The sequence below is a fragment of the Paenibacillus amylolyticus genome (assembly GCF_047302515.1).
GTDB classification, from domain to species: Bacteria; Bacillota; Bacilli; order Paenibacillales; family Paenibacillaceae; genus Paenibacillus; species Paenibacillus amylolyticus_G.
In genome coordinates this window covers 3,521,554-3,544,177 of record NZ_CP168019.1, presented here as the reverse complement: position 1 = coordinate 3,544,177, position 22,624 = coordinate 3,521,554, and the positions used below count along the sequence as shown (strand labels likewise).

The 22,624-nt window shown below is 46.7% G+C and carries 16 protein-coding genes; 12 read left to right on the top strand and 4 right to left on the bottom strand.

The features are described 5' to 3' along the window. Positions 1-138 precede the first annotated feature (138 nt). A complete protein-coding gene (locus ACDJ59_RS15175) occupies positions 139-1,014 on the bottom strand; it encodes a helix-turn-helix domain-containing protein (RefSeq protein WP_413403903.1) in 876 nt (291 codons plus the stop codon). A gap of 192 nt (positions 1,015-1,206) precedes the next feature. On the opposite strand from ACDJ59_RS15175, the gene ACDJ59_RS15170 reads away from it, so the two are divergent. Together ACDJ59_RS15170 and ACDJ59_RS15165 are read left to right on the top strand one after the other, a co-directional pair. Beyond that, positions 1,207-2,724 carry a tagaturonate reductase gene (locus ACDJ59_RS15170; RefSeq protein ID WP_413403901.1) on the top strand — a complete coding sequence of 506 codons (1,518 nt, stop codon included), beginning with the start codon at positions 1,207-1,209 and terminating at the stop codon, positions 2,722-2,724. After that, positions 2,721-4,235 (top strand): UxaA family hydrolase, encoded by a 1,515-nt coding sequence (locus tag ACDJ59_RS15165; RefSeq protein ID WP_413403899.1) that lies wholly within the window; start codon positions 2,721-2,723, stop codon positions 4,233-4,235. The genes ACDJ59_RS15170 and ACDJ59_RS15165 overlap by 4 nt, the downstream gene beginning before the upstream one ends. Before the next feature lie 101 nt (positions 4,236-4,336). On the opposite strand, the gene ACDJ59_RS15160 is transcribed toward ACDJ59_RS15165, so the two are convergent. The 3 genes from ACDJ59_RS15160 to ACDJ59_RS15150 form a co-directional block, all read right to left on the bottom strand. After that, the gene (locus ACDJ59_RS15160) at positions 4,337-5,023 is read right to left on the bottom strand and encodes a hypothetical protein (protein WP_413403897.1); all 687 of its coding nucleotides are present in this window, start codon (positions 5,021-5,023) and stop codon (positions 4,337-4,339) included. Positions 5,024-5,057: 34 nt separating this feature from the next. Beyond that, a complete protein-coding gene (locus ACDJ59_RS15155; protein WP_413403895.1) occupies positions 5,058-6,014 on the bottom strand; it encodes a helix-turn-helix transcriptional regulator in 957 nt (318 codons plus the stop codon). Positions 6,015-6,452: 438 nt separating this feature from the next. Further along, positions 6,453-8,480: a beta-galactosidase gene (locus ACDJ59_RS15150; RefSeq protein WP_413409823.1), complete on the bottom strand. Its 2,028-nt coding sequence runs from the start codon at positions 8,478-8,480 to the stop codon at positions 6,453-6,455. Positions 8,481-8,608: 128 nt separating this feature from the next. Here ACDJ59_RS15150 and ACDJ59_RS15145 point away from each other — a divergent pair, with 128 nt between their 5' ends. The 10 genes from ACDJ59_RS15145 to ACDJ59_RS15100 all read left to right on the top strand — a co-directional run bounded on the left by ACDJ59_RS15145 (position 8,609) and on the right by ACDJ59_RS15100 (position 22,599). After that, a complete protein-coding gene (locus ACDJ59_RS15145; RefSeq protein ID WP_413403893.1) occupies positions 8,609-9,442 on the top strand; it encodes a helix-turn-helix domain-containing protein in 834 nt (277 codons plus the stop codon). 143 nt (positions 9,443-9,585) lie between these two features. Then, entirely contained in the window at positions 9,586-10,374 is a 789-nt protein-coding gene (locus ACDJ59_RS15140; RefSeq protein WP_413403891.1) for an alpha/beta hydrolase, read from the top strand. Positions 10,375-10,458: 84 nt separating this feature from the next. Then, entirely contained in the window at positions 10,459-11,124 is a 666-nt protein-coding gene (locus ACDJ59_RS15135) for an SGNH/GDSL hydrolase family protein (RefSeq protein ID WP_413403889.1), read from the top strand. Between the two features lie 12 nt (positions 11,125-11,136). Further along, entirely contained in the window at positions 11,137-12,018 is an 882-nt protein-coding gene (locus ACDJ59_RS15130; RefSeq protein WP_413403887.1) for an SMP-30/gluconolactonase/LRE family protein, read from the top strand. 402 nt (positions 12,019-12,420) lie between these two features. Then, positions 12,421-15,501, top strand: coding sequence for a X2-like carbohydrate binding domain-containing protein (locus tag ACDJ59_RS15125; RefSeq protein ID WP_413403885.1), 3,081 nt, complete (start codon positions 12,421-12,423; stop codon positions 15,499-15,501). 271 nt (positions 15,502-15,772) lie between these two features. Continuing rightward, positions 15,773-17,320, top strand: coding sequence for a response regulator transcription factor (locus ACDJ59_RS15120; RefSeq protein WP_413403883.1), 1,548 nt, complete (start codon positions 15,773-15,775; stop codon positions 17,318-17,320). 18 nt (positions 17,321-17,338) lie between these two features. Further along, positions 17,339-19,108, top strand: a complete 1,770-nt coding sequence (locus tag ACDJ59_RS15115) for a cache domain-containing sensor histidine kinase (protein WP_413403881.1) — start codon at positions 17,339-17,341, stop codon at positions 19,106-19,108. Positions 19,109-19,460: 352 nt separating this feature from the next. Next, the gene (locus ACDJ59_RS15110) at positions 19,461-20,744 is read left to right on the top strand and encodes an extracellular solute-binding protein (protein WP_413409821.1); all 1,284 of its coding nucleotides are present in this window, start codon (positions 19,461-19,463) and stop codon (positions 20,742-20,744) included. Positions 20,745-20,885: 141 nt separating this feature from the next. Then, positions 20,886-21,776 carry a carbohydrate ABC transporter permease gene (locus ACDJ59_RS15105; protein ID WP_036610887.1) on the top strand — a complete coding sequence of 297 codons (891 nt, stop codon included), beginning with the start codon at positions 20,886-20,888 and terminating at the stop codon, positions 21,774-21,776. Next, positions 21,769-22,599, top strand: a complete 831-nt coding sequence (locus tag ACDJ59_RS15100) for a carbohydrate ABC transporter permease (RefSeq protein WP_076330551.1) — start codon at positions 21,769-21,771, stop codon at positions 22,597-22,599. The genes ACDJ59_RS15105 and ACDJ59_RS15100 overlap by 8 nt, the downstream gene beginning before the upstream one ends. The last annotated feature ends 25 nt before the right edge of the window (positions 22,600-22,624 follow it).

The following is a 22,624-nucleotide window of genomic DNA, read 5'->3' as shown; positions in this document are numbered from 1 at the left end:
ATGATAAGCTCCTCTGACAACGGAATGCAATGTTTCCGACAAGTAATAATCCAGATTATCATACCACATCTTCCATATGGAAGAATATGTGGATATATATGATTAGACCCAGGAACCTACGTCCAGTCTGGTTCTATTTTAACGAGAACTGTTCATGGTTCTGCGGTATGCTGCGGGCGTTGTACCGGTTAATTTTTTGAATTGACGGTAAAAATGGGGCAGGCTGTCGAACCCGCAAGCATCGGCAACGGCTGCCATCGTCTCATCACTTTGCACCAGATGCTCTTTCGCCATAATGACCCTCCGCGCTAATGCGTAATCCGTTAGAGTCATTCCCGTGTATCGTTTGAAGGCACGACTGAAATGTGCAGGGGATACAGAGGCGTACTGCGCCAGTTCAGGGAGGGAAAGGCCATTCCGAAGGTTATCGTCAATATGAGAGATCGTAGAAGAGAGCCATGAGGGACCCGGAGCGGATTTACCCGGATTCGCACGTCCCGCAGCTTCCAGACGTTCCAGAAAAATGAGTAACAGTTGCAGCCTTAACAGGGCCGCATGTGCGCTTAGATGATGACCGAGCTGGAATTCGGTCTGAATATCATCAATGAGGGCGGCCACCTGTGATTGCTCCTCTGTGTTCAGATGTCTCTTATACACGCGTTGTTTACGACAACGTTCAAACAGGCTTAGCAAGGAAGAAGCAGCGCCTCCGGCGGTGGATGCCAGCAATCCCGGGCTGAAGAATAATGCGGAAGATGTGACAGGATTGCCTGCATCGGGCAAGGCTCGGTGAACCGTGCTGCCCGGAATGATGAACAGATCTCCTTCTTGCATATTCTCAAGTCCCGTATCAATAAAGATGCTTCCCTGTCCCCGATATACATAGATAATTTCATGCCAGTCGTGAAGGTGATCTGGCAATTCGTTCTGAGGTGATTTGGTGTCGCTGTACACCAGGCGGAACGGAATACCGGATTCTGCCTGAATAGTCGTACGAACAGGTGAACGTTCCATAAAGACTCCTTTCCAGACGATCGTCTTCAATGAGATGTTATACCTGGTCATGAGAGAGTATATTTACCGCAATATAAGCAATTTAATTTCCTTTTATTGATGATACAATGAATTTAAAGCGTTTACAATAAAAGGGTGCAGAGCCTTCGAGCTGCATTCCGACAGTACAAATAATCGATGAGGTGAGTGTCCATGTCGGCAAGCACGAAACGGCCAAGGTTGAAGCTGAATTTACTGGGGAGCGATGGTCAGCGCAAGTGCAAGGAGATTATGGAGCGTCCCGTGAAGGTTTTGCAGATTGGAGAAGGTAATTTCTTGCGGGGATTTGCAGACTGGATGCTTCATGAGAGTGCCAGACAAGGCAAATTCCATGGAAGTGTAGCTGTTACCCAACCACGACCGGGAGGCAAAGCCAAGCTGGAGCAGATTCGTGATCAGGACGGATTATATACGATGATTACGCGAGGGCTTTCTCAAGGGAAGCCGGTTGAGCGGACAGAGTTGATCTCCATTTTCTCACAGTGCATCAATCCGTATGAGGAATGGGATGCCTTTCTGAACTTGGCGGAACTGCCTTCACTTGAGTTCGTTATTTCCAATACAACCGAATCAGGATTGAAATATACGTATGCGGACTATATCGAGGGTGAACCCGTCCAATCATTTCCGGGGAAATTAACGGTTTTCCTGCATCAGCGATATTTGAAATTTGATGGTGATCCATCCAGAGGTTTGATTCATCTGCCATGCGAGCTGCTTGAAGGCAATGGTGATGTGCTGCGCAGTTGTGTCCTCCGTCATAGTGAGGATTATGGGTATTCGGAAGGCTTCCGCTCATGGATCGAGAACCATAATCACTTCTTGAACAATCTGGTAGATCGAATCGTAACAGGTGCGCCGACCCAAGAGGAAGCCGATTCCCTGACGAATCGCTGGGGGTATGAGGACCAGTTGATTAATACGGCAGAGCCATATCATTTCTGGGCCATTCAGGGTGATGAATCATTGGACAAAAAACTTCCTCTCAAGCAGGCAGGTCTCAATGTACATTGGGTGAAAGATCTGAAGCCTTTTCAGGTACGAAAAGTTCGTATTTTGAATGGGGCGCATACCTTAATGTCATCCCTCGGCATTCTCCAAGGCAAGCAGCATGTGAGAGAAACGATGGAAGATCCACATTTTGGCTCATGGATCAGGGAAGCTGTGCATCAGGAGATCGTGCCTGCTCTGGATATGCCCGATCATCAGCTGGACCAGTATGCAGAAGAAGTGTTCGAACGGTTCCTTAACCCATATATTGATCACAAATTGCAAGATATTGCTTTGAATACGATCGGAAAATTCAAGGTGCGTGTGCTGCCTACACTTTTGTCTTACGAGCAAAATCAGGGAAGTTGGCCAGAACGTTTAATTCAAGGATTTGCTGGATTATTGTGTCTCTATCGTCCGGTAAATACGCCAGAAGGTTACAAGGCACAACGACTGAATGGGGAAGATATTCTGCTGCGGGATGACCCGGATGTCCTGGCTGCTTTGGCTACACACTGGGAAGGTTATGACACGCTTAACAGGAATCAGAACCAACTGGATGACCGGGTAGCGGCTGTGTTGTCGGATACCTTGATCTGGGGCGAAAATCTGGATGCAAGAGAAGGGCTGCGTGCAGCACTTGTTCGTGAAATCGGATTGTTGGAAGGTGAAGGGAAATGAACACAACAAGTACAATCAATGACTGGATTGCTATTCAACCACAGGATGATGTCATTATAGCGCTTCGGGATTATGCCAAAGGAGAATGCATTACCCTGCCAGACGGTGTTTCTTTTACCTTGCTGGATGACGTGCCCAAAGGGCATAAGATTGCTGTGCATACCCTGGCACCGGGTGATGATGTGATGAAGTATGGTTTCTCCATCGGCATTGCCCAAGAGCAGATCGAGCAGGGAAGCTGGATTCATAGTCACAACCTGAAGACGGGTCTGCACGGATTGCTTGAATATGAGTATCAGCCGGGAGCCCAGGTTCAGACGGACATGCCTCCGGAACATCTGCGCTCATTTGATGGATATTTGCGCCCCAATGGTGACGCAGGTATTCGTAATGAGATCTGGATTGTGAATACGGTTGGATGTATCAATAAAGTGTGTGAAGCTTTGGCACGTATGGGTCAGTCCCAGTTTGGAAGCCGAGTAGATGGTGTATTTCACTTTCCGCATCCATTCGGGTGTTCACAGCTTGGTGATGATCTGAAGTATACACAACAGTTGCTGGCCTCCTTGGTGGAGCATCCGAATGCAGGAGGTGTGCTCGTCATCGGTCTGGGTTGTGAGAACAATCAGGTCGATGAATTCCGTGAGTGTATTGCTCCGGAATACCGAGGCAAAGTACGGTTTCTCAAAGCACAGGAAACGGATGACGAGCTTGAGGAAGGGCTTCGACTGATGGAAGAACTTGTGGAGATCGTTGAACATGAACAACGGCAGCCGCTTCCGCTCAGTAAACTCAAAATTGGGTTGAAGTGTGGCGGTTCCGATGGTTTATCTGGCATTACAGCCAATCCGCTGGTCGGTGCAGTTGCTGATATGCTGGTTGCTGCGGGGGGGACGGCTATTCTGACGGAAGTTCCTGAGATGTTTGGTGCGGAGACGATCTTAATGAACCGGGCTGCCAATGAGCAGGTATTTCACGATTTGGTGGACCTTGTGAACGGGTTCAAGCAATATTTTGTGAACCATGGCCAGAACATCTATGAGAATCCTTCACCTGGTAATAAGGCTGGTGGCATCACAACGCTGGAGGAAAAGTCACTTGGATGTACGCAAAAGGGAGGACGTTCTTCCGTAGTCGACGTTCTGCGTTATGCCAAACGTGTAACTCAGACCGGTCTGAACATTGTAGAGGCACCGGGTAATGACCTGGTGTCTGTAACGGCACTGTCTGCGGCGGGGGCACATATTGTGCTCTTCACAACAGGGCGGGGGACTCCCTTCGGAGGTCCGGTACCTACCGTCAAGATTGCGACCCAATCCGATCTGGCGAATCGCAAAAAACACTGGATTGACTTCAACGCAGGCCAGCTGTTGGAGGGGCAGACGATGGATGAGGTGAAAGTGCAGCTGTTCAGCCAGCTGATTGACATTGCTTCTGGGCGGTCACATACACTCAGTGAGCAGCATGGATTCCGGGAGATTGCCATATTCAAGGATGGCGTAATTCTCTAAATCCATTGTCGATGGGGGCTTTTAATCGTCTGGGTTGCATTATATGGTGAACCAAAGCCAATTCCGGTTGAAATTTGCACTACAACCGGGATTGGCTTTATTTAGATTCCACGGATGCCAAGCGCTTTGGCGATGCTTGATAATGCGGCGGGTGAAGCATGTTGTTGCAGTTGAGTAACCAGCAGTTCACGCGCCTCTGCAACGCTACCTTCAAACGGCTTAATGCCGTGACGTTCCATCCAGTGACCAGCAGTCTCGTATGCGGAGCTGTTCCAGGCGACTTTGCCTTCTGCGAGCCCTTCTTTTTCTTTGGTGCCACTGATCACAATGGCTGCACAGCCCTGAAGGTCCAGAAGTCCACGGTCAAATGTTTTTTTGTCCTCTTTTGCCCCGAAACCGGCTTGTGATCGCAAGGCACGTCCATCTATGCCTTCTTGTTCTGCAACTAACGCATGAAGTTTGAACGCTTCACGGGAGAGCAGACCCGCTTCATACTGTTCCTTGATGGTTCTGGAGTCGGCAAGCAGTCGGTGTACCCAAGGGAAGTATTCAGATGAGACAAGAAGCGCTTTCTTTTTGACAAATTTTCCATATGCAGCAATGCCCTCTTCAGCCAGGCGTGAACGCCATAACCAGGGGTCAAGTTCATCATCCTTGTGCCAATGTTCTTTGGGGGTTAGCGATGACAGTGAAGGGTATTCGGTAAATAGGGGAGCCAGAGGCAGCAGCCCTATAGACTGGATACGCTGTACTGCTTCTTCGTACGTTGTAACGGCTTCATATGTCATGATATCAGTAGGCTCCTTTTTGTGTGTAGTCAAGCTAAGACTTGGTTGAAGCAAGGTATCTCCGGCTTACTTCCTCGGCATGCTGACGAATCTCACTGCGAAGTTGGAGAGGTTCAATCACTTCGGCTTCACGTCCTAATCGGTAAAAGAATCGTACGGCCCAGTCCCATTCCCCTGGTGGACAAAGGAATGATAATTCCCAGAGATCCGGGGCAATTTCAGTCATCTTTTCACCAATATGCTCGTCCTGTTCAGCTTCAATCATTCCCCGATAACTCAGTTGTGCCTTAACCAGGGTTGGCGGCTGTTCAGGAGGGATCGGCTTACTCTGCTGTTGCTCTGCCTGTTCATTAAGCATCTGTGCATCCTGTGGTTCGATCGCTTTGACTTCGATAATTCGGTCAACCCGGAACAGACGTTGTTCACCATGTTCGAGGGAATATGCTTCACAGTACCAGAAGCCAGAGGAAGCATATACCCGTGTGGGACAGATATGCAACCAACGCTGACGTGATGCGGAGCGATACAGCACACTAAGCCACCCGTGTTCGGGTATACATGCCAGCAGTGCGTCCAGATGAGGAAGAATGTAATTGCGGTCTGGAATATGATGATGCAGTTGTTTGAGCATGGGATCAATTCGCGACATAATATCATCCGGAATGATAGCCTTAACTTTGTTCATCAGGGTCCAGCGTTTCTCATGAAAGGGTGTGTCGGCGTAGCGACTTAGACCTTCAAGAGCGAATAAGAGCGTCGCTGCTTCTACCGGGTCCAGCTGTAATGGGGGTAATACGTAACCCTCCATAAGACTGAAACCGCCTCCCGGACCGGAAATGGCAATAATGGGCACATTCATCTCGGAGAGGGACTGAATATCCCGGAGAATGGTGCGACGGGAAACCTCAAATTTCTCGCCTAATGAGTGTGCCGTTTCGTGACCATGCTGTAATGCCATTACGATGGCAGCAAGCCGATTTGTTCTGTTCATGTCAGCCACTCCGTTTCGATCTGCGCCGCCGGAAAGTGATGTCGTAGTTATATTTCTATTGTAACAACGAATAAGTGACATCATGAGTGTCACCAATTTTTCAACTGTTCATTATTTTATAATGGATCAGCATCAGGATTCACAAGCATGTTCCGGCAGGCTTGGTTAAAATGTGTTTCTCGTCCAATTCGCTTTGCATACTGATATTTCCTTCTATCAAAAAGACCACAGATCATGCCAAAAACCCGCATCCGGTGTAGACGGATACGGGAAGTAGCAGCTTTTGGCTTACAGAAGACGATAAAGGTCTGAAATCTATACCAATATCCTCGCTGAAGACAATAACAAGTATAAAAGGGATGAATATGTGACACTTTGTATCACGGGTATTTTTATCACATTATAGTACTCCGAATGATTCCAATTAAGCGAAATCGCTTATTTCATTTCGAGCAATTGCACCCCACGGGCTTCAATCTCAACACTTCCCGAAAGCTCACGATTGGTGAGCAGATCATGTGCTTTAGCTGTTCCCAGATCATAGGATTGCGTAGTTGCGTTATGGTTCATGACAAACAGGTAGGGTTTACCGTCTTTGGTTCGTGCGCTTACTTCAACACCTTCTGGTGTCTCAAGCAAGGACTTTACGTTCTTGGCTGCTGCAAGCTGTCCCAGCAAACCATCCAGGAAGCGCTCATCCGGGTCGGATGCAACGTACCAGGCTTCACCTTGACCAAAGGTATTACGTGTCACAACAGGCATGCCTTTATAAAAGTCGTCTCCATACTCCGCGATGACTTCGGCTCCTTCACTGTGCAGCAGGTCACACAGCATGCCGCAGCCATACTCTCCTTGAAGATCACCGTAGGTTTCTTTGAGGACAATGCGGTTCTTTTGCTCAGGCAGCAGGGCATCAATCTCTTCCACCCAGATTCCGAGCAGTTTACGGAGTTCTCCCGGATATCCACCTGTAGTCACGAGGTCGTTCTCGTTGACAATGCCGCTGAAGAAGGTCGTCAGGAATGTTCCACCTGCTTCAACATACTTCTCCAGTTTGGTGGCAAACCCTGGTTTAACCATGTAAAGAACAGGGGCAAGGACAATGTCGTATTTGCTCATATCCGTATCCACACTGACGATATCTACCTGTATGTTGCGACGGAAGAAGGCTGCGTAGTATTTATGGATCTGATCCACATAGTTCAGGGCAACCGTAGGTCCGCTTGATTTTTCGATGGCCCACCAGTTATCCCAGTCGAACACAATCGCTACTTTGGATTCAACAGATGCATCCAGCGTGGTATCTCCAAGGATCTGCAATTCCTTGCCCAGCTCAGCGACTTCGCGGAATACACGTGTATTCTCGTGTCCAGCATGCTCAATAACTGCACCATGATACTTCTCACAGGCACCGATGGAGCGGCGAAGCTGGAAGAACATAATGGTATCGGCCCCGTGCGCAACAGATTGATAACTCCAAAGACGCATGACACCTGGACGTTTCAGTGAGTTATATGGCTGCCAGTTCTGCTGACTTGGTGTTTGCTCCATCAGCATGAACGGTTGACCATCCTTCAGACCGCGCATAAGGTCATGAGCCATTGCCGTGAAGCTGATAGGAGTGGCGAGACCAGGATAACTGTCCCAGGAGACGATATCCAAATATTTTGCCCATTTGAAATAGTCCAATTGCTTGAAGAATCCCATCAGATTGGTAGTCACGACGGAATCGGGAATGTGTTTTTTAATCGCATCATATTCCAACCGATAACAATCCAGCATGCTGTCGGAGTTGAATCGGGAGTAGTCCAGTGAGATTCCCTGGAACGTGGAATTGTTGTTACCCCAGTGTTCGCTCAGGTTGCTCGGTAATACAATCTCATCCCAATCGTAGAAAGTATGCCCCCAGAAATTCGTGTTCCATGCTTTGTTGACCTGTTCCAGAGTCTGATAGCGTTCTTTCAGATATACGCGGAATGCTTTCTCACAGTTGTCACAGTAACAGTCACCGCCATATTCATTGGAGATGTGCCATACGAGAACTGCGGGGTGATCCTTGTATCGTTCGGCCAGTTTATCCGCAATCTTCTCGGAGTATTTGCGATAGGTGGGGCTGTTTGGACAGGAGTTATGGCGCCCACCGAATTTGCGTTTGCGTCCATCGGCATCTACACGAAGTACGTCTGGATATTTCTTCGCCATCCAAGCCGGATGGGCAGCCGTGCTCGTTGCTAGGCATATATAGACACCCTTTTCATATAGACGATTGATCAGTTGGTCGAGTTCTGCAAATTGGTAAGTAACTTCATCAGGCTGAATAAGTGCCCATGAAAATACGTTGATTGTGGCGATATCAATGCCTGCCAATTGGAACATGCGCAAGTCTTCAAGGTGGGTTTCGTGATCCCACTGTTCCGGGTTATAATCGCCCCCGTAGAACATTTTGGGTAGTTTGCTGCTAATCAATGTGTTCACCTCTTGTATAAGAATAATCCTATACTATATGATACATATGACTTTTAAAATATAATAAAAGTAATGACTCATATAAGAATACGGAAGTGTATTTCAGCTTATACCCAAGGAGGCATCCCATGTTTATCTCCCCCCGACATCAACGATATTTCATGACATCACGTGATCACCCGCTGCCCCTTTATATTGAGAGCCTAGGTTATAACGGCAATCAGGAGAAGGTGTCCAGACCTGTCGGGTATCCCTGTTACCATTGGCTTCAGACCGTGAAGGGAGCCGGTGAATTCAAGTTTGCCGGGTCCACGGTCGTACTGGGGGAAGCATCAGGTATTTTGCTTCCGCCGAATGAACCGCATGAATATGTGCGCGCCCAAGGAGAGTGGGAGACATTTTACATTACATTTGGTGGTTCCCAGTGTCCGGCAATCTTGGAGTCACTTAGTCTGGGTGAAGCAGCGTTGCATCAGTGGGAACAGAGCAGTCCGTTCAATGATTACGGCCAGGAAGTGCTGGATTCAATCAGAAGTGATCAGGATTTGTCGGGACTCGAGGCGTCAGCGGATATATACCGATTTCTGATTTTGCTCAAAAAACATGGCATGACCGGCAATCGGTCTTCGATCTCTCATGCCGTGGAGAGACTCGCTCCGCTCATTGCATTCATGGAACAGCATTATGCGAATCCCGAGATTGGTCTCGAACATATGGCTGACGTCACGGGGATCTCATCCAGACATCTGAACACCTTGTTCAAGCAGTCCTTTGGCATGACAGCCTACAGTTATTTCATTTTGCTGCGCATTCGCAAAGCCAAGGAAATCATGACCGGGGATACCGCCCTGACGATTAGGGAGACTGCAGTTAGGGTAGGGTTTCGAGATGCAAGCCATTTTGTAGCAACTTTTCGCAGGATTGAGGGGGTGACTCCTGAACAGTTCCGTAATTTGTACTAACATGTACCCAAATGATCAAAAAGTGATGCCAGGAAGGTATTGATGCGTTAGGGTCATTACCGTTATGATTGTATCGATTCCTGAGATTCGAAAACGTTTAAACGGACCCATGTATCCGTTCTACTTGGAGAGGATGATTGAAGATGACAACAACTATACCCTTATGGGATCATGCTGCACCTTATGCAGCCCAGGGTCATGAAGACGAGATGCCACATTTGATTCCATTTATTCAGCCCGGTTCCGAGAGCGCTGTCATTGTATGTCCAGGTGGCGGCTATGGATTTTTGGCTGATCATGAAGGTGCTCCAATAGCCGAATTGTTGAACCGTGCAGGTATAAGTGCATTTGTCCTGAAATATCGGGTGGCGCCTCACCAGCATCCTGCACCGATAACAGATGGTCAGCGTGCCATACGTTATGTTCGTGCGCATGCTGAGCAGTACGGCATCAACCCTGCCAAGATTGCAGTACTTGGTTTCTCCGCAGGCGGACATCTCACAGCAACACTGGGAACGCTGTATGACGAGGGACAACCGGATCATGAGGACATCATTGAACGCCAGAGTTCACGCCCGGACCGAGTTATTCTCTGTTATCCGGTCATTACGATGGAGTCCTACGGACATGCCGGTTCCCGTGAGAATTTGCTTGGGTCTGATGCGTCTGCCGAGCAGATCAAGGCTTTCAGTGCGGAGCAGCAGGTGAGAGCGGATGCTCCTGAAGCGTTCATCTGGCACACCAGCGATGACCAGGCAGTGCCTGTAGAGAATAGCTTGCGTTACGCACTTGCATTGGGTGCGCATGGCATTCCCTATGATTTGCACGTTTTTGAAAAAGGTTCACATGGTCTTGGATTGGCTGAGGACAACCATGCGATTCGGGTATGGTCGGATCTGTGTCTCACTTGGCTCAAGAATCAAGGCTGGTAATTTTTCTGGCTGGTATCAAGTGAACGGTCCTGACTAATCGAGTGATCCGTATATTAGCACTTTGAAGCGAAGGAGAAAATAACGATGAAATTGCAAAAAAACGACAAGCTTTTGTTTATCGGGGATTCGATTACAGATTGTGGTCGGGAACATCCTGTAGGTGAAGGCAGTTCAGGTCTGGGCCATGGTTACGTAGCGCAAGTCTATGCCCTCTTGCGGTCCATCTATCCGGAATTGATGTTGCGTGTCCAGAATGTGGGTAATGGTGGAAATACGATTCGTGATCTGAAACAGCGCTGGGATCGTGATGTGCTTGACCTTAAACCGGACTGGCTGACGATCATGATCGGCATTAATGATGTATGGCGTCAGTTCGACAACCCATTGTCAACAGACTCACATGTGTTTCTTGAAGAATACGAATCCACATTGCGTGAACTGGTGGCTTCGGTTCGTCCCAACCTGAAAGGTCTGGTACTGATGACACCTTATTATCTTGAGGCTAATCCGGAAGACCCGATGCGGGCAACGATGGATATCTACGGAGAAGCGGTACGCAGGGTAGCGAATGAGTATGATGCAGTGTATGTGGATACACAGGCTACATTTGCTCCATTTTGGGATCATTTCTATACGTCTGTGCTGACTTATGACCGGGTACATCCGGATGCAACGGGCCATATGGTACTGTCCAAAGCATTCTTGGATGCCATCGGATTCGAATGGTCAGGCGGCGTCAAATCTGAATAAGGACGTGAGGGCATGAGCGACGTAACTGTAGCAGTACAAACCCCGGCATTACTGGGGGAAGGTCCAAGCTGGGATGCGGAGAACAATCGATTGTTGTGGGTAGATATTGAAAGCTTCAAGGTGCATGTGTATGATCCAGCTACAGGGCAGGATCAGGCTTATGATGTCGGTGAACATGTCGGGGCTGTTGTTCCCTATCGTGGTGACGAAGTTGTGGTTGCTTTACGCAGTGGATTCCATACGTATCACTTGCTTACGGGTGAGCTGCAAGCCATTGAGGACCCTGAACAAGATAAGGATACCAATCGTTTTAATGATGGAAAATGTGATGCGAAGGGCCGCTTCTGGGCAGGCACGATGAGCATGAATAATGAGAGCAAAGCCGGATCATTGTATTGTTTGGAGCAAGGGCAACCCGTTCGCACAATGGTACAAGGTGTGTCTACATCCAACGGTCTAGGCTGGAGTCCGGATCGGCAGACCATGTATTACATTGATACCCCGACACGTTCTATTGACCGGTTTGATTTTGATTTGACGGCAGGTACGATACAAAATCGGACAAGTGTCATTCACATACCGGAGGAATTCGGTTTTCCGGATGGGATGACGGTTGATGGTGAGGGCATGCTGTGGGTTGCGCACTGGGGCGGAGGAAGAGTCACTCGTTGGAACCCGCATACATCAGAACTGTTGCAACAGATCGAGGTGCCGGCAGATCAGGTAACATCCTGCTGTTTTGGTGGACCGGATCTCGAAGAGTTATACATTACAACAGCACGTATAGGGATTAAGGAAGAACGTCTGAAAGAGACACCGGATGCGGGCTCACTTTTTGTCATCAGACCGGGCGTTAAAGGGCAGGAGACTCACGCTTATGGTAGCCAGCAATAATCAGGTGCCAATTATGTTGTGAACCTTAGTGAACCTCCGCCTGGTTTGCCAGGAAAGAAACGATTCCATTTTTTACTCTTATATAAAATGTCGAAAGGTGCTGTTCTAACAGCATCTTTTTTGATGTATAAACGATTTTAAACACTGAAAATATTTTACAAAAATCGGAATTTCGACAGAGGGGTTTGGAGATTGCCAGCGAATGTTATTTATTGAAAGTATTATCCAGATAACCACGAATCAAGAACAATTATGTAAGCGCTTAACACTATGACTGGAAGGGGGTGAGGCTTCTTGTATCAAGAGATGCATTGATTCGTCTGGCACGCCATCATCAGCACGATGAGACAGCGGGGATAGACCGAAATGCAGTAACGAAGTAGAAGAGGAGGATAAGTTGATATGAGAACGTTTATGGGGAAATTACGAATGATGAGCCTGACGGTTGCTGTAGTAACCGCTTCGCTGGGAGGACTTGCTGGAACAACAGCGGCGGCACCAAGTGAAGCCTATGAGTGGAAAAATGTGGTGACGGGTGCAGGAGGCGGGTTTGTACCGGGTATTATTTTCAACGAGTCGGAAAAGGATCTGATCTACGCCCGTACAGATATCGGGGGAGCCTATCGCTGGAATGCGGCTGACGAGAGGTGGATACCCTTAACGGATTTTGTCGGCTGGGATGACTGGAACAAGAATGGTGTGGACGCACTGGCTACGGACCCGGTTGATCCCGATCGGGTGTATATGGCAGTTGGGACGTATACGAATTCGTGGGACCAAAATAATGGCTCCATCTTGCGCTCTACGGATCGGGGAGATACATGGCAGACCACAACACTTCCGTTCAAAGTGGGCGGCAACATGCCGGGACGTTCAATGGGAGAACGCCTGACCGTGGACCCGAATGATAACAGTATTCTGTATTTCGGTGCACGAAGTGGTCATGGGTTATGGAAAAGTACCGATTACGGTGTGACCTGGAACGAAGTCACAAGCTTCACGAATCCGGGAAATTATGTGCAAGATCCTTCGAATGAATATACCAGTGATATCGTAGGTCTGGCATGGGTTACGTTTGACAAAACAACAGGTTCGGCAGGGCAGGCAACCCAGACAATCTATGTGGGTGTTGCGGATAAAGCTCAAAGCGTGTATCGCAGCACAAATGGCGGCCTGACCTGGTCAGCTGTTGCTGGTCAACCTACAGGTTATATTCCGCATCATGGTGTGTTTGATTCAGACGGAAGCCTCTATATTACGTACAGCGATGGTGTTGGACCCTATGATGGGGAAAAAGGTGACGTTTGGAAACTGAATACATCGACAGGTGTCTGGACCAACATCAGCCCTGTTCCAAGCAGCAGCACGGATAATTATTTTGGATATGGCGGATTGGCTGTTGATGCACAGAATCCCGGTACATTGATGGTTGCGACATTAAATTCCTGGTGGCCGGATGCCACCTTGTTCCGCAGTACAGATGGCGGAGCGACGTGGACACGCATATGGGAATTTGAAGGATATCCGAACCGGAAGTTACGTTATACACAGGATATTTCGGCAGCGCCATGGCTCACATTTGGCACCAATCCTGCCCCACCTGAAACAACCCCAAAACTGGGCTGGATGATCGGTGATCTGGAGATTGATCCGTTTGATTCGGATCGCATGATGTATGGAACGGGTGCTACGATCTATGGAACGAAGAACCTGACAGACTGGGATGATGATGAAAAAATCAATATTTCAGTGATGGCGAAGGGGGTTGAGGAGATTGCCGTACTGGATCTGATCAGCCCGCCAAGTGGTGCACATTTGATAAGCGGAGTGGGGGATGTCTCCGGATTCCGTCATAACAATCTGGACCAGGCGCCAGCTACTATATTTACGAGCCCGAACTATTCTTCCACAGAAAGTCTTGATTTTGCAGAGTTAAGTCCAAATACGATGGTTCGCGTAGGTAAAGCAGATTATGCTGCTGATCCAAATGCAAAATCCATGGGTTTGTCCAGTGACGGAGGCACTACGTGGTATAAGGCCAATGCAGAACCTGCCGGCACAACTGGAGGGGGGACCGTAGCCATCTCTGCGAATGGTAACCGACTCGTATGGAGCACATCAGATAAAGGCGTACATTATTCGACTGGCGGCAATTCCTGGACGGCAAGTACGGGCATACCTGCACAGGCAAAAGTGATTTCGGATCGTGTCAATTCAAACAAATTTTATGGATTTGCAGCGGGTAAAATCTATGTGAGTGTGAACGGTGGTGCTACTTTCACGGCATCATCTACGACCGGACTTCCGATGGAAGGGAATTCTGATCTAGATGCCGTTCCAGGTGTTGAAGGCGAACTCTGGTTTGCAGGTGGTAGTGAGGAAGAAGGTCCTTATGGATTATGGCATTCCACAGATTCAGGAGCGACATTCACAAAGCTTGCCAATGTAGAGGAAGCAGACAGTATCGGATTTGGTAAAGCGGCCCCTGGGCAGAGCGTTGTTGCGTTATACACGGTTGCACAGATCGATGGAACACGTGGATTCTTCCGCTCCGATGACGGTGGTGCCAATTGGGTTCGTATCAATGATGATCAGCATCAGTATGCTCGTGTAACTACAATTACGGGTGATCCGCGTTTGTATGGAAGAGTATATCTCGGAACAAATGGCCGCGGAATTTTGTATGCTGACCGTGTTGGAGGTAACAATGGCGGAGGAGGCGGCGGGGGTACTCCAGTGACCAACTCTGCGATTACACCGGTTATAGCCGAATTTGATCGCAAAGCAGGCAATCAGGTTAATATTCCAGTCACGTTAACACTTAACGGCAATACACTTGCATCCATTCGTAACGGGAATGCAACGCTGGTTTCAGGTACAGATTACACGTTGACAGGCAATGAGGTCGTATTAAGTAAAAACTACCTGGCTTCACTGCCAAATGGCGCAGCGACGCTAACCTTTCAATTCAGCGCAGGCGCTCCTGCGACCTTGAATCTGCTCATTAAAGACACGACAGCTGCACCTGTTGGAACCATACGCATTGAGATGTTTAACAGCAACACTTCAGCGACGGGCAGCTCGATTAGTCCCAAATTCAAACTGACAAACACAGGTACTACAGCCTTGAATCTGTCTGATGTGAAAATCAGATATTATTACACGATAAACGGTGAACAGCCTCAGAACTTTTTCGCTGACTGGGCGACTGCTGGCAGTGCGAATGTAACAGGCACGTTCAGTGCACTCAATCCGGTACGGACAGGTGCTGACCACGTGCTTGAGATTGGATTCACAGCTTCCGCTGGAACTCTAAATGCAGGACAAAGCACAGAAATCCATACGCGCATCTCCAAGAACAACTGGACCAACTATACGCAAACGGATGATTATTCTTTTGCAGGTAGTCAGACTTCCTATACGGACTGGTCCAAAGTCACTGGTTATATCGCGGGAAGTCTCCAATGGGGAATTGAACCATAAGTGAGTGATTTAACGAAATAAAGGATTGAAATAGGGCTCCTGATTCGCCAGATGATCAAATGGCGAGTCGGGGCTTCTTATTTTGTCGAAATATAGTGTAAACTATAGATAGTTACCATTGCGTAAAGGATCGTTTTAGGATATAAAAAGATGTACAATTAATTTAGAATTAATGTAACCGCTAACACTGGAAAGTGTTTATAACCGATATATAATAGTTGGTATAGCCTGTACAGATATAGAGGAAAGATTAGACAAGGGGGTCGCGATCATGAACCGGTTGTGCAAGGTGCTGATTGTTGACGATGAGTTTCTGGTAAGACAGGGCATAAAGCACCATATGAACTGGGAATCGGAAGGATTTATCATTGTGGGTGAAGCTTCCAACGGTGAAGAAGGATTACAGCAGGTGAACCTGTTAAAACCGGATATTGTGATCACCGACATTGTCATGCCTGTCATGGATGGCGAAACGTTTGTCCGTACACTAAAAGCCAGTAATCCGCAGATTGAAGTTATTGTACTTAGCAGCTTCAGTGAATTCGAGTATGTACGTTCAACGCTTCAGCACGGGGCAGCCGATTATATACTGAAACCCAAGCTGGATACAAATGAATTATTGCAAGTCCTTCAACGCACAGCGGGTAAAATTCCGGAGCTACAGTTCGAGCCGTCGCACGATGGCTGGAGACTTGGACAACTGATGGAGAAGATGCTGTCCGGATTTACACTGGATGAAGATAGCGAAATGCCGATCATTCGAGATACCTTTCCGTATGAATCCTTTCGCTTGCTTGTGTATAAACCCGTGGGTGCTGGAGGGAATCCACTGAAGATGGATCAGGAACAGATTGAATCCAAGCTCCGCAGTGATCTGCCGGAAGTAGAATGTGCAATGGTTCCCGCAGAGGGTACATTACCTGTGATGCTTCTTAATGTCGATCCTGCGAGAGATGAATGGATGCTTGAACGGATCAGACAGTTGGCCAGTGAAAATGCAGCAGGAGAAGGCAGTCCTGGTTGGGTGCTTAGTGAAAGCTTTACTTCATTTGAACAGATGGGTGTTGTTTACCGGGAACGCCTGATTAAGCTGATTGAGTATCGTTTCTATTATAAGGATCGATCAATCCTGGTGTATGGTGAACTGCCTCCAATGCATCCCGCAGGTTACCAGTTTAATGTGAATATGTTTTTGCAGCATGTGAAGCGTAACCGGGTCGAAGCGGCAAGGGAGTATTTACAGGAACATGCAAAAACACTTGGGCGGGATTATATTGCCGATGTGTTTGAGATCAAATCATTTCTCGGTAACTTGATCTTCAACGTGACCATTACCCTCGCGGATATGGATGTCCAGTCTGCCGGGCTGGAAGAGAGCAAATATACGTATTTTAAAAATGTGGATGGGGCTTCGAGTCTGGACGAAGTCATGACTGTGCTTGATCAATTCATGACGGAAGTTCAGGAGTGCACCGTTGGTGCGGGTGGAAAACGAAGTGATCCCAACATGAAGATGCTGCTGGATTACATGCATGAGCACTTTGATCAGCCGCTCGGCCTTGCTGAAGTAGCCAAGCATTTTCATTTTAATCCATCGTATTTATCCAGTTATTTCTCATCTCACAAAAAAGAAGGATTTAATGAATACTTAAATAAAATTAGGATTGAAAAAGCCGAGGAACTGCTCCGATCCGATGATGTAACGATCTCTGAGATAAGCAGTATGGTAGGCTATTCCGATCATAGTTACTTTTGCAAAGTGTTCAAAAAATTCACCGGATTATCACCAAGCCGATACCGGCGCAAATTCTGGGCATAAAGTCAGAAGGATAAGATCATGAAGAAATGGATGAACCAATTATCTCGTCTCGGATTGTTTCCCAAGTTGTTTCTGGTTATGGTAGTCAGTATTGTCCTCGTTTCTGTACTCATCTTATGGACGACCATTCACATGTCAACCAATCTGTTTACTGAGACGTTCAGTATCACAAACTCCAAGGTGCTTAATCAGATCAAGACAAATTTTGAATCCTTTAATGAGGCCATTGCTGCCGTATCGAATAATGTGACGCAGAGTGGATCGATCCGAGGATTCCTGTCCGAAGGAGATGCCGATTCCCTCACGATGGCCAAATCCTTCTATAGTATGAGGGAAACGATGGATCGAATTCAATCCATCACAGAATCCTACGAAGTCGGGATAACAATTATCGGGATTAATGGACGGAGCTATTCCACGAATCGTGCTCACCTTCAGTTGTCCGTGGATGAATTGAAGCAGGAGCCAATTACGATGGAAGCCGCTGAGACGCCGAGTCGTCTTATCTTTGATGTTTACCAAAACGAGGCAACGCTCGGGAGTCAGCAGATGATCTCTGCGACGAAAGCGTTGACGGACCGAACACGCAGCCGGATATACGGTACGCTTTATGTCACGATGAGAGAAGACATATTCCGGCAATTTTATAGCAGCTTTACAAGTCGTGGCAATGATGTGGTCATTATGAATGAAAAAGGTGAGATTGTATCATCGAATCGTGAAGACTGGATCGGAACAACTCAGCTGGATTTGCTATCTTATGCCCGAGAAATGAACAACAACTCTCCGAGAAGTATTAATGCTCGTGTGATGGATCAGGATAGCGTTGTGTTATCCGAGTATTTACCGTTCTATCGGTTTTATATTGTCAATGTAGTGGATAAGGATCTGGCGATGGGTCAACTTATCGACATGAAGACGGTTGCCCTGATCTGTGCAGCTATCGTTGTGGGGGCACTCATCCTTGTGTTTCTCATCACCAGCCAGATTACCAAGTCACTGCGCAGACTTGTGAAGCAGATGTCCAACATTACAAAAAGTGATCTGGACAACTATATTCCGGTGAGCGGAAGCTACGAGAGCAGGCAGCTTGGTCATGCTTACAATTACATGCTTGATGAACTGCATGATTATGTGGATCAGTTAGTACAGACACAGCATGAACAACGGAACGCAGAGCTTGCGGCATTACAGAGTCAGATTAATCCTCACTTCTTGTATAATACACTTGCATCTGTCAAAGTTCTGGTGCAACAAGGCAACAAAGACAGGGCTGCGGAGACCATTAACGCATTAATTGGATTGTTGCAAAATACGATCAGTGATGTGAGTCAGACTGTTACCGTGGAACAAGAAGTCGAGAATTTGAAAAATTATGTCTTCATTAATCACGTCAGATATGGTGGTCGGATCAAAGCAGCTTTCTACGTTGCTCCGGATTGTACACACTATCATGTACCCAAACTGGTGATCCAGCCGTTTATCGAGAATGCATTTTTCCATGGATTCATCAAGAAAGAAACGGGTACGATTCATGTCATGGTTTCCAGAGCGGGAGAATCACTCATCTGTGAGATTATGGACAATGGGGATGGAATTGAAGGGCTTGTCATGGGAGAAACGTTGCCCAATCCAAAGAACAATCGTCAACTATTCAGCGGTATCGGGATTCGCAATGTCCATGACCGTATTGAGTTATTATATGGTTCACCTTATGGGGTCACCATTATGAGTACGGTTGGGGAAGGAACGAGAGTGACCGTTACACTGCCTTTAATCACGAGTTGAATCGAAACCCGATTCGATTGAATACACTTAAAATCGAGATCCCTCGCTTCTGTTTTATACAGAGGCGGGGGATTTTCACGTGTCAGAGGTAAATCGGGTGAAATCATTTTTGTACTATTTCAAGATCAAGAAATTACAAAATCAAAAGAAATTACAAAAAACCAAATTTAATGCAAGCGGTTTCTGTAAAGGTTTTCATTGTGGCAATAAGATGACAAATCCGTACAAAATTATTACTAACGAATGGAGATATGGGAATGATAAGATGAATATATCGAAAGCAACCGCTTTCAGAAAACGCAAACAAATTACACACAAAGAGGTTGAAGGGGAGTTGAATGTTTTGAAAAAAATGTGGGTATTGATGCTCGTTACAGTACTGCTGTTGTCCGCATGTTCATCCGGTGGCGGAGGTAATTCCGCTAGTGGTGGTGACGAAAAAACAAATGAAATTACGGTCTGGGCTTGGGACAAAGCTTTTAACGTAGCTGCAATGGAAACAGCAAAAGAAGCATATCAAAAAGCAAATCCTGATGTGAAAATTAACATCATTGAATACGCTCAAGCTGATATCATTCAGAAACTGAACACAGGTCTTAACTCCGGAACTGCCAGCGGTCTTCCAAACGTAGTTCTGATTGAAGACTATCGTTCACAAAGCTTTCTGAATGCTTATCCTGATGCGTTCAAAGATCTGTCTTCCAGTATTACGGCTTCCGATTTTGCTGATTACAAACTCGGACCAACAGCGTTTGATGGCAAACAATACGGAGTACCATTTGACTCCGGCGTTGCTGGTTTGTACTACAGAACAGACCTGCTGGAGCAAGCTGGCTACAAAGCAGCTGACCTGCAAGACATCACTTGGGATGACTACATCCAAATTGGTAAAGACGTAAAAGCTAAAACAGGTAAAGAGCTTCTTTCTCTTGACCCGAATGACCTTGGTTTGATTCGTATGATGATCCAAACTGCAGGTAAATGGTATTCCGCAGAAGATGGTAAAACACCTGACATTGCTAATAATGCTGCTCTGAAAGAAGCGTTTATTACTTACAAAGCAATGATGGATGCCAACATTGTTAAATTGCACTCTGACTGGAGTCAATTCGTTGCCAACGCCAATAACGGTAGCGTAGCAACAATTCCTACAGGTAACTGGTTCTCACCATCTGTACGTCAAGAAGCTTCCCAATCCGGTAAATGGGCTGTAGCTCCAATACCGAAAATGGCTGGTCAACCAAACTCTGTTCACGCATCGAACTTGGGTGGTAGCTCTTGGTATGTTATGAACAACGTTCCTGGTGCAGATCAAGCAGCTGATTTTGTAGCAAAAACATTTGGTTCTGACAAACAATTGTATCAAGATCTGTTGAACAACATCGGCGCAATTGGTACGTACAAACCAGCAGTTGATGGCGAAGCTTATGCAAAAGCAGACGAGTACTTCGGCGGACAAAAAATCTTCACAGACTTTGCGAATTGGACGAAAGAAATTCCAAGCGTAAACTATGGTATCAACACATATGCCATTGAAGATATTCTGGTTGTAGAAATGCAAGCATTCCTGAACGGTAAATCAATCGATGACGTTCTGGCTGATGCACAAAAACAAGCTGAAGCACAATTAAACTAAGATACCCAAGGTAACTTATAGAACCCTAGGAAACATCGGAGCCGTCTCCCATGTCCGGCGCAAGTCGAACCGGATATGGCGAGAGGCTCCGTGGGTTCTACCCATGTTCCATGGAGAGAGAGGAGCCATACTGTGAAAGCCATGAATACAGGAGACAGTCTCCAAAAGAAAAATAATTTGACTGGATGGGCTTTTGTTTTGCTGGCTGTTGTCGGGATTGTTGCATTTTACTTCTACCCGATGATTCAAGCGCTGCTCTTATCGTTCAAGTCTGGTGTAGGAGCCAATCTTGAATTTTCGGGCCTTTCTAACTACAAAAGATTGTTAGTTGATACAACATTCCGTACAGCATTATCGAATACATTTATCTACTTGATTATTCAAGTGCCTGTAATGATTATTCTTGGTTTGTTTATTTCCGTGTTGCTGAATGACAGCACACTACGTTTCCGGAGCTTCTTCCGTACAGCGATTTTCTTGCCTTGTGTAACTTCATTGGTAGCGTACTCTGTTGTATTCAAATATTTGTTCGCACCAGATGGAATGGTGAATCAATTCCTGATGGGCTTGCACATTATTGGCGATCCAATTCAATGGATCACAGACCCGTTCTGGGCTAAAATTACGATCATAATCGCCGTTACTTGGCGTTGGACCGGATATAACATGATTTTCTATCTGTCATCCCTGCAAAACATCGATCAATCGATCTATGAAGCTGCAAGAATTGACGGAGCGAATGCTTTTACACAATTCTTCAAAATCACTGTACCTTTGCTTAAACCGATTATCCTCTTCACGTCCATCACATCAACGATTGGTACATTGCAAATCTTTGATGAGATCATGAATATTACCAAAGGTGGTCCAGGTAATGCGACCATGTCGATTTCACAATACATCTACAACCTTTCGTTCAAATATTCACCGGACTTCGGTTATGCAGCAACAGTGTCATATTCCATCGTAATCTTGATTATTGTATTGTCCATCATCCAGTTTAAAGTGGCAGGTGATAATAAAAATGGCTAAAGCTAAAGCAAAACGGATTTTCACGTATGTGTTCCTATCCATCGTCGCCTTTGTATCCATTTTCCCTTTCTTCTGGATGCTGGTCAGTTCAACAAATGCATCAGTTGATGTAACCAAGGGTAGACTGCTGCCCGGGTCAGCTTTTATTGATAACTTCAACAAACTGATTGATTCGACAAATCTGGTACAGGCTCTCGGAAACTCGGCGATTATCTCTGTAATCTCCACTGTCTTGGCACTGTTTATTGGTTCCATGGCAGGTTATGGCTTCGAGGTATATCGCACGAAGTCCCGTGATATCGTGTTTAATATTCTGTTGTTATCCATGATGATCCCGTTTGCAGCGATCATGGTTCCACTGTATCGTATGTTTGCAACAATCTCGGGAGTTGCACCGGTTATCGGAATCAACACGATGGCAGCAGTTATCCTGCCAACCATCGCAACAGCGTTCCTGATCTTTTTCTTCCGTCAGAACACCAAAATGTTCCCGAAAGATTTGCTGGAAGCTGGACGTATTGATGGTTTGAGTGAACTCGGCATCTTCTTGAAGATCTATATGCCAACCATGAAAACAACATATGCAGCGGCAGCAATCATTACATTCATGAGTAGCTGGAACAACTATCTGTGGCCACTCATTGTATTGCAAACACCTGACCAACAAACGATTCCACTGTTGATCTCAAATCTGGGTGCTGGTTATTCTCCGGATTACGGAGTAATCATGACAGCAATCGTGATTGCAACACTGCCTACAGCAATCGTTTTCTTCATCATGCAGAAACATTTTGTTGCAGGTATGGTAGGTTCCGTGAAGTAATGAAAACAGCATAATCCGTGCAAAT

What these genes read in the sequence shown, in the direction of transcription:
- ACDJ59_RS15175 (WP_413403903.1), bottom strand. Translation starts at nt 1,014, where the DNA reads ATGGAACGTTCACCTGTTCGTACGACTATTCAGGCAGAATCCGGTATT.
- ACDJ59_RS15170 (WP_413403901.1), top strand. Translation starts at nt 1,207, where the DNA reads ATGTCGGCAAGCACGAAACGGCCAAGGTTGAAGCTGAATTTACTGGGG.
- ACDJ59_RS15165 (WP_413403899.1), top strand. Translation starts at nt 2,721, where the DNA reads ATGAACACAACAAGTACAATCAATGACTGGATTGCTATTCAACCACAG.
- ACDJ59_RS15160 (WP_413403897.1), bottom strand. Translation starts at nt 5,023, where the DNA reads ATGACATATGAAGCCGTTACAACGTACGAAGAAGCAGTACAGCGTATC.
- ACDJ59_RS15155 (WP_413403895.1), bottom strand. Translation starts at nt 6,014, where the DNA reads ATGAACAGAACAAATCGGCTTGCTGCCATCGTAATGGCATTACAGCAT.
- ACDJ59_RS15145 (WP_413403893.1), top strand. Translation starts at nt 8,609, where the DNA reads ATGTTTATCTCCCCCCGACATCAACGATATTTCATGACATCACGTGAT.
- ACDJ59_RS15140 (WP_413403891.1), top strand. Translation starts at nt 9,586, where the DNA reads ATGACAACAACTATACCCTTATGGGATCATGCTGCACCTTATGCAGCC.
- ACDJ59_RS15135 (WP_413403889.1), top strand. Translation starts at nt 10,459, where the DNA reads ATGAAATTGCAAAAAAACGACAAGCTTTTGTTTATCGGGGATTCGATT.
- ACDJ59_RS15130 (WP_413403887.1), top strand. Translation starts at nt 11,137, where the DNA reads ATGAGCGACGTAACTGTAGCAGTACAAACCCCGGCATTACTGGGGGAA.
- ACDJ59_RS15125 (WP_413403885.1), top strand. Translation starts at nt 12,421, where the DNA reads ATGAGAACGTTTATGGGGAAATTACGAATGATGAGCCTGACGGTTGCT.
- ACDJ59_RS15120 (WP_413403883.1), top strand. Translation starts at nt 15,773, where the DNA reads ATGAACCGGTTGTGCAAGGTGCTGATTGTTGACGATGAGTTTCTGGTA.
- ACDJ59_RS15115 (WP_413403881.1), top strand. Translation starts at nt 17,339, where the DNA reads ATGAAGAAATGGATGAACCAATTATCTCGTCTCGGATTGTTTCCCAAG.
- ACDJ59_RS15110 (WP_413409821.1), top strand. Translation starts at nt 19,461, where the DNA reads ATGTGGGTATTGATGCTCGTTACAGTACTGCTGTTGTCCGCATGTTCA.
- ACDJ59_RS15105 (WP_036610887.1), top strand. Translation starts at nt 20,886, where the DNA reads ATGAATACAGGAGACAGTCTCCAAAAGAAAAATAATTTGACTGGATGG.
- ACDJ59_RS15100 (WP_076330551.1), top strand. Translation starts at nt 21,769, where the DNA reads ATGGCTAAAGCTAAAGCAAAACGGATTTTCACGTATGTGTTCCTATCC.